This window comes from Streptomyces sp. NBC_01723 (assembly GCF_036246005.1).
In the GTDB taxonomy this organism is placed as follows: domain Bacteria; phylum Actinomycetota; class Actinomycetes; order Streptomycetales; family Streptomycetaceae; genus Streptomyces.
The window spans coordinates 5,478,934-5,495,934 of sequence record NZ_CP109171.1 but is presented as its reverse complement, the minus strand read 5'-3'; the positions used below and the strand labels follow the sequence as shown (position 1 = coordinate 5,495,934).

At 71.1% G+C, this 17,001-nt stretch carries 14 protein-coding genes; all 14 read right to left on the bottom strand.

The window, feature by feature from the left end; genetic code table 11:
• Nucleotides 1–163 precede the first annotated feature (163 nt).
• A complete protein-coding gene (locus OIE75_RS25625) occupies nucleotides 164–598 on the bottom strand; it encodes a hypothetical protein (protein WP_114529189.1) in 435 nt (144 codons plus the stop codon).
• Nucleotides 599–885: 287 nt separating this feature from the next.
• Nucleotides 886–2,199: an MraY family glycosyltransferase gene (locus OIE75_RS25620; protein ID WP_307015131.1), complete on the bottom strand. Its 1,314-nt coding sequence runs from the start codon at nucleotides 2,197–2,199 to the stop codon at nucleotides 886–888.
• Between the two features lie 130 nt (nucleotides 2,200–2,329).
• A complete protein-coding gene (gene glyA / locus OIE75_RS25615; RefSeq protein WP_329472240.1) occupies nucleotides 2,330–3,586 on the bottom strand; it encodes a serine hydroxymethyltransferase in 1,257 nt (418 codons plus the stop codon).
• 86 nt (nucleotides 3,587–3,672) lie between these two features.
• Nucleotides 3,673–4,353 (bottom strand): arsenate reductase/protein-tyrosine-phosphatase family protein, encoded by a 681-nt coding sequence (locus OIE75_RS25610; protein ID WP_122616248.1) that lies wholly within the window; start codon nucleotides 4,351–4,353, stop codon nucleotides 3,673–3,675.
• Nucleotides 4,350–4,997, bottom strand: a complete 648-nt coding sequence (locus OIE75_RS25605; protein ID WP_122616247.1) for an L-threonylcarbamoyladenylate synthase — start codon at nucleotides 4,995–4,997, stop codon at nucleotides 4,350–4,352. Before OIE75_RS25605 ends, OIE75_RS25610 begins: the two co-directional genes overlap by 4 nt.
• A 50-nt stretch (nucleotides 4,998–5,047) precedes the next feature.
• A complete protein-coding gene (gene prmC / locus OIE75_RS25600; RefSeq protein ID WP_307015129.1) occupies nucleotides 5,048–5,893 on the bottom strand; it encodes a peptide chain release factor N(5)-glutamine methyltransferase in 846 nt (281 codons plus the stop codon).
• A 51-nt stretch (nucleotides 5,894–5,944) separates the two neighbouring features.
• Nucleotides 5,945–7,021, bottom strand: a complete 1,077-nt coding sequence (gene prfA, locus OIE75_RS25595) for a peptide chain release factor 1 (protein WP_125493192.1) — start codon at nucleotides 7,019–7,021, stop codon at nucleotides 5,945–5,947.
• Nucleotides 7,022–7,129: 108 nt separating this feature from the next.
• Nucleotides 7,130–7,354, bottom strand: a complete 225-nt coding sequence (gene rpmE / locus OIE75_RS25590) for a 50S ribosomal protein L31 (RefSeq protein ID WP_064729851.1) — start codon at nucleotides 7,352–7,354, stop codon at nucleotides 7,130–7,132.
• 136 nt (nucleotides 7,355–7,490) lie between these two features.
• Nucleotides 7,491–8,636, bottom strand: coding sequence for an LCP family protein (locus OIE75_RS25585; RefSeq protein ID WP_329472238.1), 1,146 nt, complete (start codon nucleotides 8,634–8,636; stop codon nucleotides 7,491–7,493).
• A gap of 340 nt (nucleotides 8,637–8,976) precedes the next feature.
• Nucleotides 8,977–10,752 carry a trypsin-like serine protease gene (locus OIE75_RS25580; RefSeq protein WP_329472237.1) on the bottom strand — a complete coding sequence of 592 codons (1,776 nt, stop codon included), beginning with the start codon at nucleotides 10,750–10,752 and terminating at the stop codon, nucleotides 8,977–8,979.
• Between the two features lie 204 nt (nucleotides 10,753–10,956).
• Entirely contained in the window at nucleotides 10,957–13,011 is a 2,055-nt protein-coding gene (gene rho / locus OIE75_RS25575) for a transcription termination factor Rho (protein ID WP_329472236.1), read from the bottom strand.
• 411 nt (nucleotides 13,012–13,422) lie between these two features.
• Complete coding sequence (gene thrB / locus OIE75_RS25570; RefSeq protein ID WP_329472235.1) at nucleotides 13,423–14,352, bottom strand: homoserine kinase; 930 nt, start codon at nucleotides 14,350–14,352, stop codon at nucleotides 13,423–13,425.
• 283 nt (nucleotides 14,353–14,635) lie between these two features.
• Nucleotides 14,636–15,694 (bottom strand): threonine synthase, encoded by a 1,059-nt coding sequence (gene thrC, locus OIE75_RS25565; protein WP_307015124.1) that lies wholly within the window; start codon nucleotides 15,692–15,694, stop codon nucleotides 14,636–14,638.
• A gap of 6 nt (nucleotides 15,695–15,700) precedes the next feature.
• Nucleotides 15,701–16,993 (bottom strand): homoserine dehydrogenase, encoded by a 1,293-nt coding sequence (locus OIE75_RS25560; protein WP_307015123.1) that lies wholly within the window; start codon nucleotides 16,991–16,993, stop codon nucleotides 15,701–15,703.
• Nucleotides 16,994–17,001 lie beyond the last annotated feature (8 nt).

The following is a 17,001-nucleotide window of genomic DNA, read 5'->3' as shown; positions in this document are numbered from 1 at the left end:
CCGCAGTTCGGCACGGGACTGGTGTTACGGATGTGGGGGCGGCTGTGGGGCATCTCGCCTCGCGATTGAGCAGGCGTCAGCTCGGATGCCCGCGCCCGCGATGCCGCAGTTGGCACCGGACGATAGCAGGACTTCACATGCCTCTTTATCCCGGCCCTACCCCTCACGACGAGTGGCCCGTCTTCTCGGGCTTGTCGCTCGAGGACTCGGGCTCGACGTAGAGGATCTTGGCCTTCATGTGGGCCCGCGTCTGGGCGGCGATCCACGTGAGTGTGACGACGACCAGAGTGATCGCGAAGGACCGGGGGTTGAACAGCGTGGTGTTCTTGAACGCGGCGAGGAAGACGAACAGCAGCAGGATCTGTGCCGCGTAGAGCATCAGGCCCATCGCCTGGAAAAGGTGCGGAAGTGATTTCGCCGTGCGCTGCAGGACGTAGAGACCGATCCCCATGAAGAGCATCGCCACCAAGGTCGCGACGACGGCCCCGACCGCGCCCTTGCCGCCGGCGGCCACGGCGCTGACGACGGCGGCTACTGCGCCGACGGCAGCCGTGGGCACGGCAGCCTGAAGCAAGGTCCGGACGTCATTGGACGGCATGGCGGCAACTCCGCTTTTCACAGGGGGCAGGGTGTCGTCATGGACGAGCGTAGTCCCGGGCCGAACGGAGTCCTCACGCCCAAGAGACCGTCGCATCACGGTCCTTAGGCTCTACCCGGGGGTTCTCGTGAACCGTATCACAAACTATTTGATGAGGTCTTTACCTGTGGGTGTGCTTACTGTCACACATGAGAGTGACAGTGCGCGTATGTGCAATCACTGCACCCACTTGTCTGGTAATGGGGCGATTCGCTCCACCACGACTTGGCAATGCTCTAGTCAGATTCTTACCTTGTGCGCGAACGGGGTCCGATGGCGGTGGCCCCGTTGACGCCCGAGACCCCCGCGGCGACCGGCACCCGCTCCTCGGCGGCCTCGTCCGCGACCACCGCGGCCTCCGCGGCCTCCGCGGCCTCCGTCTCCGCCCCGGCCCTCCGGCGCCGGTAGCGGGGCGGCACGAACCGCTCGGCCCAGCGCGGGGCGCGCGGCGTGAAGCGCGGCAGCAGGAGCAGGACCAGTCCGATCGCGCTGAGGAAGACCACACCCAGCACGATCCACATGGACGCGGCGTTCACGGAGTAGGCGAGCGCCCCGAAGGCGATGAGCGCCGAGAAGAAGTACATGATCAGCACCGCGCGGCTGTGCGAGTGGCCGATCTCCAGCAGCCGGTGGTGCAGGTGCCCGCGGTCCGCCGCGAACGGCGACTGGCCGCGCCAGGTGCGCCGGACGATCGCCAGGATCAGGTCGGCGGCCGGGATGGCGATGATGGTCAGCGGCATCAGCAGCGGGATGTAGACCGGCACCATCTGGTGCACGGCGTTGCGCTCGGAGCCGGAGAAGAGCTTCATCACGTCGGGGTCCACCTGGCCCGTGACGGAGATCGCGCCGGCCGCCAGCACCAGCCCGATCAGCATCGAGCCGGAGTCGCCCATGAAGATCCGGGCGGGATGCATGTTGTGCGGCAGGAAGCCCAGGCACATGCCCATCAGGATGGCGGCGAAGAGCGAGGCGGGCGCGGCGGCCTCGATGCCGTACGAGTACCAGATCCGGTAGGCGTACATGAAGAACGCCGCCGCCGCGATGCACACCATGCCCGCCGCGAGGCCGTCGAGGCCGTCCACGAAGTTGACCGCGTTGATGGTGATGACCACCAGCGCCACCGTCAGCAGGGTGCCCTGCCACTGGGTGAGCGCCACCGTGCCGATGCCGGGCAGCGGGATCCACAGGATGGTCAGCCCCTGCACCACCATCACGCCGGCGGCGATCATCTGCCCGCCCAGCTTGATCAGGGCGTCGATCTCGAACTTGTCGTCCAGGACGCCGATCAGCCAGATCAGGGCGGCGCCGGAGAGCAGGGCGCGCGGTTCGTTGGACTTCTCGAAGACCTCACTGAGGTTGGTGAGGTGGTCGGCGACCAGCAGGCCCGCGCACAGCCCGAAGAACATGGCGATCCCGCCGAGCCGCGGAGTGGGTTCCCGGTGCACGTCACGTGCCCGGATCTCCGGCATCGCTCCTGCCACGATCGCGAACTTCCGTACCGGCCCTGTCAGCAGATACGTCACCGCGGCCGTGATGCAGAGCGTCAGCAGGTATTCACGCACGGGCTTCCCCACAGGTCTCGCTGGCCATCCTCAGCCCCACACCCTAGCGATGCACGCATACGGTTGAGGACTTCCGGGTATCGACGATGGTTGCACGAGTGGCTGTGCACGTGCGTACGTCCACCCCACCTCAGTCCGGATGGGGCGGGAATTCCATGACCAGGGCGCGCACGTCGTCCCGGGCGGCGGAGGGGTCGGCGTCGCCTCGGAGCACCGCCGCGAGCAGCGTCGCGACCGCCCGCATCTCCCGCTCCCCCATGCCCTGTGTGGTGACGGCCGCCGTGCCCAGGCGCAGTCCGCGGAGGTCCGCGTGCGGCAGCGCGCAGCAGTCCAGGACGATCCCTGCCGCCGCCAGCAGGCCCCGCGCGGTCCTGCCGTCGACGCCGAGCGGGGCCGGGTCGACGGTGAGCAGGTGGGTGTCGGTGCCGCCGGTGGTGACGACCAGGCCCTCGGCGGCCAGGTGGGCGGCGAGGGCCCTGGCGTTGGCGATCACCTGATGGGCGTACGCCGCGAAGGCCGGGGTCGCCGCCTCCCCGAAGGCGACCGCCTTGGCGGCGATGGTGTGCATCTGCGCGCCGCCCTGTGTGAAGGGGAACACGGCCCGGTCCACCCGCTCCGCCAGCTCGCTCCCGCACAGCACCATGCCGCCGCGCGGCCCGCGCAGCACCTTGTGTGTGGTGGCGCACACGATGTCGGCGTACGGCACCGGACTGGGCGCGGCTCCCCCGGCGACCAGCCCCATCGGGTGGGCGGCGTCCGCGATGAGGTAGGCGCCCACCTCGTCGGCCACCTCGCGGAAGAAGGCGTAGTCGAGGTGGCGGGGGTAGGCGATCGAACCGCACACGATCGCCTTGGGCCGGCGCGACCGGGCCAGGGTGCGCACCTGGTCGTGGTCGACGAGGCCGGTCTCCGCGTCGACCCCGTAGCCGACGAAGTCGAACCAGCGGCCGGAGAAGTTGGCGGGCGAACCGTGCGTGAGGTGGCCGCCGTACGGCAGGCCGAGGGCGAGGACGGTGTCGCCGGGGCGCAGCAGGGCGGCGTAGGCGGCCAGCACGGCGGAGGAGCCGGAGTGGGGCTGCACGTTGGCGTGCTCGGCGCCGAACAGCTCCCGGGCCCGCTCCACGGCGAGCCGCTCCGCGACGTCCACGATCTCGCAGCCGCCGTGGTGGCGGGCGCCCGGGTAGCCCTCGGCGTACTTGTTGGCCAGCGGCGAGCCGAGCGCGGCCAGCACCGCGGGGGACATGAAGTTCTCGGCGGCGATCAGCTGGAGGGTCGTCGACTGCCGGCGGCGCTCGGCGACCAGGATCTCGGCCAGTTCGGGGTCCTGGCGGCCCAGTCCCGCGAGCGCGCCGTCTTCGGCCAGGGGGACGTCGTGGGTGACCGACATGGTGTGCTCCGGGCGTGCGTCGACGGTGACGTACGACCAATGTAGGCCCGAGGGCGGGATGCCGCCCGGCGTCGCGGCCGTACGCCCTACGCCCGCGCCGCGACCCCCGTCAGCGCCGTCACCACGGGATCCAGTGCCTGGTGAATCTCGTCGCCCACCGAGCGGAAGAAGGTCAGCGGCGCGCCGTAGGGGTCGTACACCTCGTCCGCCTCCACCGTGGGCGCCAGGAGCCACCCGCGTAGCGCCGCCGCCGCGCGGACCAGGGCGCGTGCGCGGGTGACCACGCCCTCGTCCAGGGACGGCAGCGTCGCCGGGTCGATGGCGTTGACCAGGCGGGTGAACTCCTTGAGGGTGAAGGTGCGCAGTCCGGCCGAGTGGCCCATGGAGATGACCTGCGCCCGGTGGTCCCGCGTGGCGGTGAGCACCAGGTCGGCGCGGATCACGTGCTCGTCGAGCAGCTCACGCCCGGTGAACCCGGCCGCGTCCGCGCCGAAGTCCGCGAGGACCGTCTCCGCGTTCGCCTCCATCGGCGCGCCCTCGTGGCCCCAGGTGCCCGCGCTCTCCACGATGAGGCCGCCGCCCAGCACGCCGAGCCGCTCCGTCACGAAATGCCGGGTCAGCCGCTCGGTGATGGGCGAGCGGCAGACGTTGCCGGTGCTGACGTGGAGGATGCGGAAGCTGTCGCGCGGAAGCCCGACGAACGTTGTCGTGATCTCCGCGGCACGTTCCCCGTTGCCTATGCCACGCCCCGTCCCAGGGGCCGTCAATTCGCCACCTCGAGGTCGGGTACCACCTTGCGCAGCTCCTCGGCGGAGAGCGCGCCCGCGCGCAGCAGCACCGGCACCTCGCGGGTGACGTCGACGATGGACGACGGGACGTTGCCGGGGGTGGGGCCGCCGTCGAGGTAGACGGAGACGGAGTCGCCGAGCATCTGCTGGGCGGCGTCGCAGTCCTCCGGCGCCGGGTGCCCGGTGAGGTTGGCGGAGGAGACGGCCATGGGGCCGAACTCGGTGAGCAGCTCGATGGCGACGGGGTGCAGCGGCATGCGCACGGCGACCGTGCCGCGGGTGTCGCCGAGGTCCCACTGGAGGGACGGCTGGTGCTTGGCGACCAGCGTCAGCGCGCCCGGCCAGAAGGCGTCGACCAGCTCCCAGGCCAGCTCGGAGAAGTCGGTGACCAGGCCGTGCAGGGTGTTCGGGGAGCCGATGAGGACGGGCGTGGGCATGTTGCGGCCGCGGCCCTTGGCGTCCAGCAGGTCGGCGACGGCCTCCCCGGAGAACGCGTCGGCGCCGATGCCGTACACGGTGTCCGTCGGGAGCACCACGAGCTCGCCACGGCGGACGGCGGACGCGGCCTCGCGCAGACCGGTCACTCGGTCGGTCGCGTCGTTGGTGTCGTATCGCCGTGCCATTTAGCGGGCCTCCTCGTACACGTACTGCGGGATGGAAGTCGGGGCGGTGCTCACGGCAGTGCCTTGCGGGCGGTCGCGAACCGCGGGCGGTTGTTGAGGTCGGGGTGGTCGGCCGCGTCGGCCCAGCCCCGCTCCTCGGTGAAGATCCACGGCACCTGGCCGCCCTGGGTGTCGGCGTGCTCGACGACGACCACGCCGCCGGGGCGCAGCAGGCGGTGCGCGGTGCGTTCCAGGCCGCGGATCAGGTCGAGGCCGTCCTCGCCGGAGAACAGGGCCATCTGCGGATCGTGGTCGCGAGCCTCGGGTGCGACGTACTCCCACTCGGTGAGCGGGATGTACGGCGGGTTGGAGACGACCAGGTCGACCTGTCCGTCGAGGTCCGGGAAGGCCGCCAGGGCGTCTCCCTGGCGCAGCTCGACCCTGGACCCCTCCATGTTCTTGCGGGTCCACCTGAGCGCGTCCTCGGACAGCTCCACGGCGTGCACGCGCGAGCGGGGCACCTCCTGGGCGAGCGCGAGCGCGATGGCGCCGGAACCGGTGCACAGGTCCACGATGCAGGGTTCGACCACGTCCATGGCGCGCACCGCGTCTATGGCCCAGCCGACGACGGACTCGGTCTCGGGGCGGGGCACGAAGACGCCGGGGCCCACCTGGAGCTCCAGGTAGCGGAAGTAGGCGCGGCCGGTGATGTGCTGGAGCGGCTCGCGCGCCTCACGGCGGGCGACGACCTCCCAGTAGCGGGCGTCGAACTCCGCGTCCGGCACGGTGTGCAGCTCGCCCCGCTTGACGCCGTGCAGGTACGCGGCGAGTTCCTCCGCGTCGGTGCGCGGTGAGGGCACGCCGGCGTCGGCCAGCCGCCGGGTGGCCTGGGCCACCTCCATGAGCAGCAGGTTCACGCTGGTCCTCCGGGGCTGAGCTGTTGTCCGGTGCGGGTGGTGCGGCGGTGCTTACGCCGCGGCGAGCTTGGCGGCCGAGTCGGCGTCGACGCAGGCCTGGATCACCGAGTCGAGGTCGCCGTCCAGGACCTGGTCCAGGTTGTACGCCTTGAAGCCGACGCGGTGGTCCGAGATGCGGTTCTCCGGGAAGTTGTACGTACGGATCTTCTCGGAGCGGTCGACGGTGCGGACCTGGCTGCGCCGGGCGTCCGCCGCCTCCTTCTCCGCCTCCTCCTGCGCGGCCGCGAGCAGCCTGGAGCGCAGGATACGCATCGCCTGCTCCTTGTTCTGCAGCTGGCTCTTCTCGTTCTGGCAGGAGGCGACGACCCCGGTCGGGATGTGCGTGATGCGCACGGCGGAGTCGGTGGTGTTGACGGACTGACCGCCGGGCCCGGAGGAGCGGTAGACGTCGATGCGCAGGTCGTTGGGGTTGATCTCGACGTCGATCTCCTCGGCCTCGGGCGTGACGAGCACGCCGGCCGCGGAGGTGTGGATCCGGCCCTGCGACTCGGTCGCGGGCACCCGCTGCACGCGGTGCACGCCGCCCTCGTACTTCAGCCGCGCCCAGACACCCTGGCCCGGCTCGGTGGCGCCCTGGCCGCCCTTGGTCTTCACGGCGACCTGGACGTCCTTGTAGCCGCCCAGCTCGGACTCGGTGGAGTCGATGACCTCGGTCTTCCAGCCGACCCGCTCGGCGTAGCGCAGGTACATGCGCAGCAGGTCACCGGCGAACAGGGCGGACTCGTCGCCGCCGGCGCCCGCCTTGATCTCCAGGATGACGTCCTTGTCGTCGCTGGGATCGCGCGGGACGAGCAGGAGGCGGAGCTTCTCGGTGAGCTCCTCGCGCTGCTTGTCCAGCTCCTTGACCTCGGCTGCGAAGTCGGGGTCGTCGGCGGCCAGCTCGCGCGCGGTCTCGATGTCGTCGCCCGTCTGCTTCCAGGAGCGGAACGTGGCGACGATCGGGGTCAGCTCGGCGTAACGCTTGTTCAGCTTGCGGGCGTTGGCCTGGTCGGAGTGGACCGACGGGTCGGCGAGCTTCGTCTCCAGGTCGGCGTGCTCGGCGACGAGTTCCTCGACGGCCTCGAACATCTTGGGCTCCTGCACTGCGGGGGAAGGGGAAGGCGGGCGACCAAAAACGCCGGTCCCGGCGCTCCCCCGGGCGGGGGATGCGGCCGTGGACCGGCGGTTGGGGGCTCGCTACTTCTTGGAGCCGGCGGAAGCCTTGCCGAAGCGGGCCTCGAAGCGGGCCACGCGGCCACCGGTGTCGAGGATCTTCTGCTTACCCGTGTAGAACGGGTGGCACTCGGAGCAGACCTCGGCGCGGACGGTGCCGGACTCGATGGTGCTGCGGGTGGTGAACGACGCGCCGCAGGTGCAGCTGACCTGCGTCTCGACGTACTCGGGGTGGATGTCGCGCTTCAAGGTGTCTCCTAGGTTCGGGAGGGCGCCGGGTCGCCGCCGCGGGATGCGGGGGCGTGAACCGGGGCCGACGTACCAGTCTGCCAGGACTGGGGTCACTCCCCAAAACCGGGGGCGGCCGTCATCTATTCCGAGGCGTTCAGGAGGCGCTCACGACGCCCTTGGCCCCACCGGCGGCGGTGCCCTCGGTGGCGCTCGCGGGGATCGGCCGGTCGTTCTTCAGGGCCGTCCACACCTGCTGGGCCTTGTCCTTCTCCATCAGGACCCGGTTGGCGTCCGCGGGGTCGTAGACCACCGGCATGGTGACCATGTTCATGCCCTCCGGGCTGATGCCCTTGAGGCCGCTCGCGAAGGACATCAGGGAGTTCACCGAGCCCAGCTCGGAGTCGGTGGTCACGGTCTTGGTGGCGGTGTCGGCGAGGTCGTACAGCTTCTTCGGGTTGCCGAGCACGCCGACGTTCTTGACCTGATCGACCAGGGCCTTGACGAAGGCCTGCTGGAGCTGGATGCGGCCGAGGTCGGAGCCGTCGCCCACGCCGTGCCGGGTGCGGACCAGGCCGAGCGCCTGCTCGCCGTCGAGGGTGTGGGTCCCGGCGGTGAGGTTCAGGTGGCTGTCGGGGTCCTTGATGCTCTCGGTGGTGGTGACCTTGACGCCGCCGAGGTCGTCGATGAGGTTCTGGAAGCCGCTGAAGTCGACCTCCAGGTAGTGGTCCATGCGCAGGCCGCTGATCGACTCGACGGTCTTCACGGCGCAGGCGGCGCCACCGGTGGAGTAGGCGGAATTGAACATCACGTCCTTGGCGGCGGGCTGCTCGTCGCCGTTGGTGCCACCACACGCGGGGCGGTCGATGAGGGTGTCCCGCGGGATGGAGACCACGCTGGCCTTCTTGTGGCCCTTGTGGACGTGCACGATCATCGCCGTGTCCGAGCGGGCGGTGCCGTCGTCGGTGCCGCCGCCGAGCTTGTCGTTGCCGCCGGCGCGGGTGTCCGAGCCGAGCACCAGGATGTTCTCGGAGCCGTTGTCGGCCTTGTCGGGCCGGTCGGCGCCGAGTGCCTGGTCGATGTCGACGCTCGTGAGGTTGCCGTTCAGCTTGAAGTACAGGACTCCGGCGCCCGTGCCGCCGAGGACCACGATGCCCGCGGCGCTCCAGGCGGCGACGAGCAGGGCCTTGCGCCGTCTGGCCCGGGGCTTGCGGCGGCGGCCCTTGCCCCGGCGGCCCGGTGCGGTGCCGCGGGACTCTCCGGGGCCGGGTATCGCGGGGTCCGGCGTGCTCTCGGCTGACATGGGCTCCTCAGTGTTCGTCCGGTCGGTCTACCCCCTGCGCTCAGGGTCGGGGTCGGTCGGCTCCGGTGGTTTTCCACCGGTACCTCACCATCGTCCCCCCGTAGCTGAGACGGCGGAACTCGGGACAGGGTTGCACAACGTTCTGTGGTGATCTGGTGGGCAAATAGTCACGCAACGTGTTCACGCCGGTGGAGAGCGCACCGTTGACCTGGGAATCCGGGGACGCCCGCCCGAGTACCCCGGGACGGCCCCGGGCTCCCGTCCTGTGGCGAAGGTCGCAGCGCGAAGGGGCCGCCTCCGTACGGAGACGGCCCCCTGACGGGCGCGGAAGGCCGCGTGGTCAGCCGAGGAGGTTGAACGCTCCCCAGCCGCCGCCGACCTTGACGCGGGCCTTGAAGGTCGCCGAGCCGGTTGAGCCGGTGCCCTTGTACAGCCACAGCACCCCGGAGGTGTCCCGGGCCAGCAGGTCGGGCCTGCCGTCGCCGGTGACGTCACCGGCGGTGGCGAAGGCGTTGTACGCCGACCAGCCGCCGCCGACCCGGACGCGGGTGCCGAGGGCCGTCGCGGCCTTGCCGGTGCCCGGGTACATCCACAGGACGCCGGAACCGTCCCGCGCGAGCAGGTCGGACCTGCCGTCGCGGTTGTAGTCGCCCTTGCCGGTGATCGTGTACGAGGTCCAGCCTCCGCCGATGCGGGCCCGGGTGCCGAAGAGGCCGTTGCCCTTGCCCGGGTACAGCCACAGGACTCCGGCCTTGTCCTTCGCGACCAGGTCGGGCAGGGCGTCGCCGGAGAGGTCGCCGGGGACGCGGATGTCCGCCATCGTGTTCCAGCCGCCGCCGACGCGGATCGACTCGTAGCGGTCGTCGCCGTTGAACGCGAAGTCGTACAGCACGCCGTCCGAGGTGCGGTACAGGTAGTCCTGGAAGGAGTCGCGGTTCAGGTCGGCCTGGCGCACCAGGTTCACCCCGCCCCAGTCCCCGAGTTCGATCCGGTCGGCCAGGTACGGCCACTGGTCGCCGCGCGAGTAGTACTCGTAGGCCGTGCCGCCCGGTGTGCGGGCGAAGAGGTCCGCGAGTCCGTCGAAGTCGAGGTCGCTGTCGTCGACGCGGGCGTTGATCTCCGCGACGTAGGAGCGGGTCTTGGCGTAGACGCCGTAGGCGCCGGAGGCGACACAGTCCTTGACGCCCCAGGACACGACGCCGGCGATCCGGCCGTTGACCACGAGCGGGCCGCCGGAGTCGCCGTTGCACGGGGAGACCGTGCCGGCGTTCTGGCCGCTGGCCGGGTTCCCGGCGCAGGCCATCTGGCCGGGCACGAAGTCGGCGCCCCAGTACGCGTCGCAGGTGGCGTCCGTGCGCATCGGCACGGTCGCCTTCTTCAGCGTCGGCGAGATGTCCTGGCTGGCGGAGTCGGTGCGCCCCCAGCCGTAGACGGTCGCCGGGGTGCCGTTCGCGTACGAGGCGTTGTCGCCGCTCGACGTGGGCTGGAGCGTCTTGAACGGCAGCGCCTCGTTCAGCGTGAGGACCGCGAGGTCTCCGCCCGAGGTGGTGCTCGGCCGGTAGGTCGGGTTGACCCATTGGCGCCACACGCCGGCCACCCGGCCGCCGTGCAGGTCGCTGCCGTCCGGCAGCTGGGCCGTGCCGCCGAGGACGGCTCCGTTCGCCGTCCAGTCCAGGCCGTAGACGCAGTGCGCCGCGGTCAGGACCTTCGCGGGGGCCACCAGGGTGCCGCCGCAGAAGTAGCCCTCGTCGTCGGCGGTGCTGGAGGTGCCCTTGTCGTCGTAGTAGTGCAGCTGCACCATCCACGGCGCCTCGGTGATGGTCGCGTCCTTACCGCCGATGATCTTCGGATCGACGCGGCCGGACGGGGCCCCGGTCTCCGGGGTGGCCCCGGGCGCGGCGGCGGTGTCGTCCTTGAGGGCGGCCCCGGAGCCCTGGATCCGCCGCACCAGCTCGGCGTCCGAGGCGGTGGGCCGCTCGGTGAGGGCGGGCTGCGGCGGCACCGGCGTGGCGTCGGCGGCCTGCGCGGGAACGGTCGAGAGGACCGCTCCCGACAGGGCGAGTGCGGCGGCGGCCGCGGGAAGAGCCAGGCGGCGTCTTCGAGGGGTTGAGGTCACTCAGGTCTCCTGTCGCTGTGTACGCAGGCAGGAGAGAAGATCCCGACGGGCGCGGGCCCGTGAAGGCAGCACAGATCGCCCCGTGGGCGTATCCGAAAATACGTTCCCCCCCACTGCAGTGCGCTGATCCTACAAGGCGGAAGTCCCGCTCCATCACCCAAGTGACGGAGCGGGACTCCCGGTGTCGAAGACGGCCGGCGGTGACTAGTCGCCGTTGCCCGGAGTGGGGGTCGTCTTCTGGATCTGCATCAGGAACTCGCCGTTCGACTTGGTCTGCTTCATCTTGTCGAGGAGCAGCTCGATCGCCTGCTGCTGGTCGAGGGCGTGCAGCACCCGGCGGAGCTTCCAGGTGACGGCCAGCTCCTCGTTGCCGAGCAGGATCTCCTCCTTGCGGGTGCCGGACGCGTCGACGTCCACCGCGGGGAAGATGCGCTTGTCGGCGAGCTTCCGGTCGAGCTTCAGCTCGGCGTTGCCGGTGCCCTTGAACTCCTCGAAGATGACCTCGTCCATGCGGGACCCGGTGTCCACCAGCGCGGTGGCGAGGATGGTCAGCGAGCCGCCGTCCTCGATGTTGCGGGCCGCACCGAAGAAGCGCTTCGGCGGGTACAGGGCGGTCGAGTCGACACCACCGGACAGGATGCGGCCGGAGGCCGGGGCGGCGAGGTTGTACGCACGGCCCAGGCGGGTGATCGAGTCGAGCAGCACGACCACGTCGTGACCCAGCTCCACCAGGCGCTTTGCGCGCTCGATGGCCAGCTCGGCGACCGTGGTGTGGTCCTCGGCCGGGCGGTCGAAGGTCGAGGAGATGACCTCGCCCTTCACCGACCGCTGCATGTCGGTGACCTCTTCCGGACGCTCGTCGACGAGGACGACCATCAGGTGGCACTCGGGGTTGTTGTGCGTGATCGCGTTGGCGATCGCCTGCATGATCATGGTCTTGCCGGTCTTCGGCGGGGCCACGATCAGACCGCGCTGCCCCTTACCGATGGGCGCGACGAGGTCGATGATGCGGGTGGTGAGAACACCGGGGTCCGTCTCCAGGCGGAGGCGGTCCTGCGGGTACAGCGGCGTCAGCTTGTTGAACTCCGGCCGTCCGCGGCCGTGTTCGGGCGCCATGCCGTTGACCGAGTCCAGGCGAACCAGCGCGTTGAACTTCTCGCGGCGCTCGCCCTCCTTGGGCTGGCGCACGGCACCGGTGAGGTGGTCGCCCTTGCGCAGGCCGTTCTTGCGGACCTGGGCGAGGGAGACGTACACGTCGTTGGGTCCGGGCAGGTAGCCGGAGGTCCGGATGAACGCGTAGTTGTCGAGGATGTCGAGGATGCCGGCGACCGGGATGAGGACGTCGTCCTCGTTGATCTGCGGCTCCTGGATCTCGTCGCGTCCGCGACGGCCCCGGCGGTCGCGGTAGCGTCCGCGACGGCCCCGGCGGCCGCCCTCGAAATCGTCGTCGTCCTGCTGCTGGCGGTCCTGGCGGCCGCCACCCTGCTGGCGCTGCTGGCCACCGCCCTGGCCCTGCTGGTCGTCGCCCTTGTTGCGGCGGTCGCGCCCGCGGTCACCGCGGTCGCCACGGTCACCGCGGTCGCCACGGTCACGGCGGTCGCGGCGGCGGCCCTCGCCCTCGTTGTCGGAGCGGCCGTCGCCCTGGCCCTGCTGCTGGCCCTGCGACTGCTGGGCCGAGTCGCCCTTCGGCTCGCGGGTCTCGACGGCGACCGTCTCGGCCGACGGGCTGCCCGCGTCGGCGGTGGCGCGGCGACGACGGCGCTCGGAGGGGGCGTCGTCACCGGCGGCACCGGACTGGTCGGCGGCGGGCGAGACCTTGGACGGCTGACCGGGGATGTCGATCTGCTGCTGGGCGGCGGCCTGGTCGGCGGTCGCCTTGTCCGCCTTCTTCTCGGCCTTGCCGGCCTTCTCCGCCTTCTCGGCGGGGGCCTCGTCGCCCGTACGGGTCCGGGAGGTGCTGCGGCGCTTCGGCTTGGTCTCGCCGGCGGCGTCCGCGGCGGGCGCGGCCTTGGCGGGGGCTCCCCCGGCGGCCTGCGCCTCCTTGATGACCTCGATCAGCTGGCTCTTGCGCATACGCGCGGTGCCCCTGATGCCGAGGCCGGACGCGACCTGTTGCAGCTCGGCCAGCACCATGCCCTCGAGGCCGGTACCGCGGCGCCGCCGGGAGCCGGCACCGGTGGCAGGCGCGGAGGCGTCCGTGGCGGGCGCGGCAGCGGTCTCCTCGACACGTGCGCCCATCAGATCGGTGGTGTCGCTCACGAAGGGTCCTTCCCTGGAGCGGACGTCGGCCTGTCTGGCTCGGCGACCGGTTGTGCTGTCCGGCTTCGGTTCTTGCTGTGCGAACCGTGCCGGGGCGGTGGTCCGCCTGAACGGCGGAAGAGATATCTGGTGATGGCGCGCCCCCTGGCCGTGGCACCCAAAGTCTGTGACACGCGGCGTGGTCGCACCGGTTCCGAAGCGTGCCCGGCGGGTCGCTCAGTGTCCGTGTCGGTCGTACTGTTCACGTACGACATCCACCACACAGTGCGACTTGGGGGGCTCCCGGAAGGATGTCTGTCCCGGACGGGGACACGAGGCACCTCGCCATGGTGGGGTCGGGTGCAGACTTGAGGTTAACACTACCGGATCCAACAAACATTCCCCCTCTCGAAATCCGGCAACCGTCCGCGTCTAGATGTCACTGGGGGTTGCCAGAGGCAGCACGCTCGCGCCCTGCTGGTCCAGGCTCAGCCGGTTGGCCGCCCAGTCCGTCCCGGCCAACGCCTCGACCTTGTCGGCCGTGTCGGCGCCGGCGAGGGCCATCACGGTGGGTCCGGCACCCGAGATCACCGCGGGGATGCCGTCGCCGCGCAGCCGTTCCACCAGCGCCGCGCTCTCCGGCATGGCCGGTGCGCGGTACTCCTGGTGGAGGCGGTCCTCGGTGGCCGGAAGCAGCAGCTCGGGGCGCCTGGTCAGGGCCTCGACGAGCAGCGCGGCGCGGCCGGCGTTGGTGGCGGCGTCGACGTGCGGGACATGGCGCGGGAGCAGTCCGCGCGCGGTCTCCGTCAGTACCGGCTTTCCGGGCACGAAAACCACCGGAACGATGGAATCGGCGGGGTCCATCCTGATCGCGCGGGCCGCGCCGGACTCCATCCAGGACAGGGTGAAGCCGCCCAGCAGACAGGCCGCCACGTTGTCGGGGTGCCCCTCGATCTCGGTGGCGAGGTCGAGCAGCGCGGCGTCGTCGAGGCGGGCCTCGCCGCCTATGGTCACCGCGCGCGCGGCGACGATGCCGGCGCAGATGGCGGCGGAGGAGGAGCCGAGGCCACGGCCGTGCGGGATGCGGTTGGCGCAGACGATCTCCAGGCCGCGGGGCTGTCCGCCCAGGAGGTCGAAGGCGGTGCGCAGGGAGCGGATGAGGAGGTGCTTCTCGTCGCGCGGCAGCGTCTCGCTGCCCTCACCGGCGATGTCGATGTGCAGCCCGGAGTCGGCCACCCGGACGACCACGTCGTCGTACAACCCCAGCGCGAGACCGAGGGCGTCGAAGCCCGGGCCGAGGTTGGCGCTGGTTGCGGGGACGCGCACCCTGACGGCGGCGGCGCGGAACGCTGGACCGGCCATCTCTCGATGACTCTCCTTGAGCTGCGTGGGTTGTCGAATGACGTTCGATCCGGCATCCGATGACGTACGGAACCTTCGGTGGCCGCCACTGCCGGCGCGGCTGGGCGGCATATGCGGCAGGCGGGTTCGGGTACAGCCTATCGAAGGAAGGTTCCGTGGCGACATAGGGCGCACAGGAGGCGCACGATGCGTGTCGCAAGCCCCCTGTGCACCCCCCATAAGTGACTTTCCCGGCCGGACGTCGCTTACGCCCTCGTACGCCGGTGGGAGTGGCGTCGCCGGCTCAGACCAGGCCGAGCCGCTCGGCCGCCGTCGCCGCGTCGACCGGGACGGTGACCGGCTGCGGGGCGCCGGCGACGGCCCAGTCCGGGTCCTTGAGACCGTTGCCGGTGACGGTGCAGACGATGCGCTGGCCCGGGTCGACCCTGCCCAGCTCGGCGGCCTTCAGCAGACCGGCCACCGACGCGGCGGACGCGGGCTCCACGAAGACGCCCTCCTGGGAGGCCAACAGCCGGTAGGCGCGCAGGATCTCACGGTCCGTCACCTCGTCGATGGCGCCGCCGGACTCGTCCCGCGCGGCGAGCGCGAGGTCCCACGAGGCCGGGTTGCCGATCCGGATGGCGGTGGCGATGGTCGACGGGTCCTTGACGACCTCGCCGCGCACGATCGGGGCGCTGCCGGAGGCCTGGAACCCCCACATGCGGGGCGTCTTCGTGCTGAGCCCGTCGGCGGCGTACTCGCGGTACCCCTTCCAGTACGCGGTGATGTTGCCCGCGTTGCCGACCGGCAGGACGTGGATGTCGGGCGCGTCGCCGAGCATGTCCACGATCTCGAAGGCGGCCGTCTTCTGCCCCTCGATACGCACCGGGTTGACCGAATTGACCAGCGCCACCGGGTAGTTGTCGCTGAGCGCGCGGGCCAGCGTGAGGCAGTCGTCGAAGTTGCCGTCGACCTGGAGGATCTTCGCGCCGTGCACGAGGGCCTGGCCCATCTTGCCGAGCGCGATCTTGCCCTGCGGCACGAGCACGGCGGACACCATGCCCGCGCGCACGCCGTACGCGGCGGCACTGGCGGAGGTGTTGCCGGTGGAGGCGCAGATGACGGCCTGCGCGCCCTCCTCCTTGGCCTTGCTGATGGCCATGGTCATGCCGCGGTCCTTGAAGGACCCCGTCGGGTTCGCCCCCTCGACCTTGAGGTGGACCTCGCAGCCCGTGCGCTCGGAGAGCACCTGTGCGGGCACGAGCGGCGTGCCGCCCTCGCGGAGCGTCACGACGGGCGTGCTGTCGGAGACGGGCAGCCGGTCCCGGTACTCCTCGATGATTCCGCGCCACTGGTGGGTCATTGCTGGTTACTCTCCTTCAACCCGCATGATGCTGGCGACACCCCGCACGGTGTCGAGCTTGCGCAGCGCCTCGACCGTACCGCCGAGGGCGGCGTCGGACGCACGGTGGGTGACGACGACGAGGGATGCCTCGCCGTCCTTGCCGGACTGCCGCACGGTGTCGATGGAGACACCGTGCTCCGCGAACACGGTCGCGACCTGGGCGAGCACGCCCGGTTTGTCGGCCACGTCGAGGCTGATGTGGTACCGCGTGACGACCTCGCCCATCGGCGAGACGGGCAGTGCGGCGTACGCGGACGCGCCGGGTCCGGTCGCGCCGCCCAGCCGGTTGCGGCATACGGCGACGAGATCGCCGAGTACGGCGGACGCGGTCGGCGAACCGCCGGCGCCGGGCCCGTAGAACATGAGCTGCCCCGCGGCGTCGGACTCCACGAAGACGGCGTTGTAGGCCTCGCGCACGTTGGCCAGCGGGTGGCTGAGCGGGATCATCGCGGGATGCACGCGCGCGGTGACCGAGCCCCCGTCCGCCGCCCGCTCGCAGATGGCCAGCAGCTTGATGGTGCAGCCCATCTCCTTGGCGGAGGCGAAGTCGGCGGCGGTGACCTCGGTCATGCCCTCGCGGTAGACGTCGTCGAGGCGCACGCGCGTGTGGAAGGCGATCCCGGCGAGGATGGCGGCCTTGGCGGCGGCGTCGAAGCCCTCGACGTCGGCGGTCGGGTCGGCCTCGGCGTACCCGAGGGCGGTGGCCTCGTCGAGCGCCTCCTGGTAGCCCGCCCCGGTCGTGTCCATGGCGTCGAGGATGAAGTTGGTGGTCCCGTTGACGATGCCGAGCACCCGGTTGACCTTGTCGCCGGCGAGCGACTCGCGCAGCGGCCGGATCAGCGGGATGGCACCGGCGACGGCGGCCTCGTAGTACAGGTCCTTGCCGTGCTCGTCGGCCGCGGCGTGCAGCGAGGCGCCGTCCTGGGCGATGAGCGCCTTGTTGGCGGAGACGACGGAGGCGCCGTGCTCGAAGGCGGTGGTGATGAGGGTCCGGGCGGGCTCGATGCCGCCGATGACCTCGACGACGACGTCGATGTCCCCGCGCTTGACCAGGGCGGTGGCGTCGGTGGTGACGAGGGCGGGGTCGATGCCCTCGCGCACCCGGTCCGGCCGCCGTACGGCCACGCCCGCGAGCTCCACCGGCGCCCCGATGCGGGCGGCGAGGTCGTCGGCGTGCGTCGTCATGATGCGCGCCACCTCTGAGCCGACCACACCACAGCCCAGCAGCGCCACCTTCAGCGGACGCGTACGCATCATCCGACCTC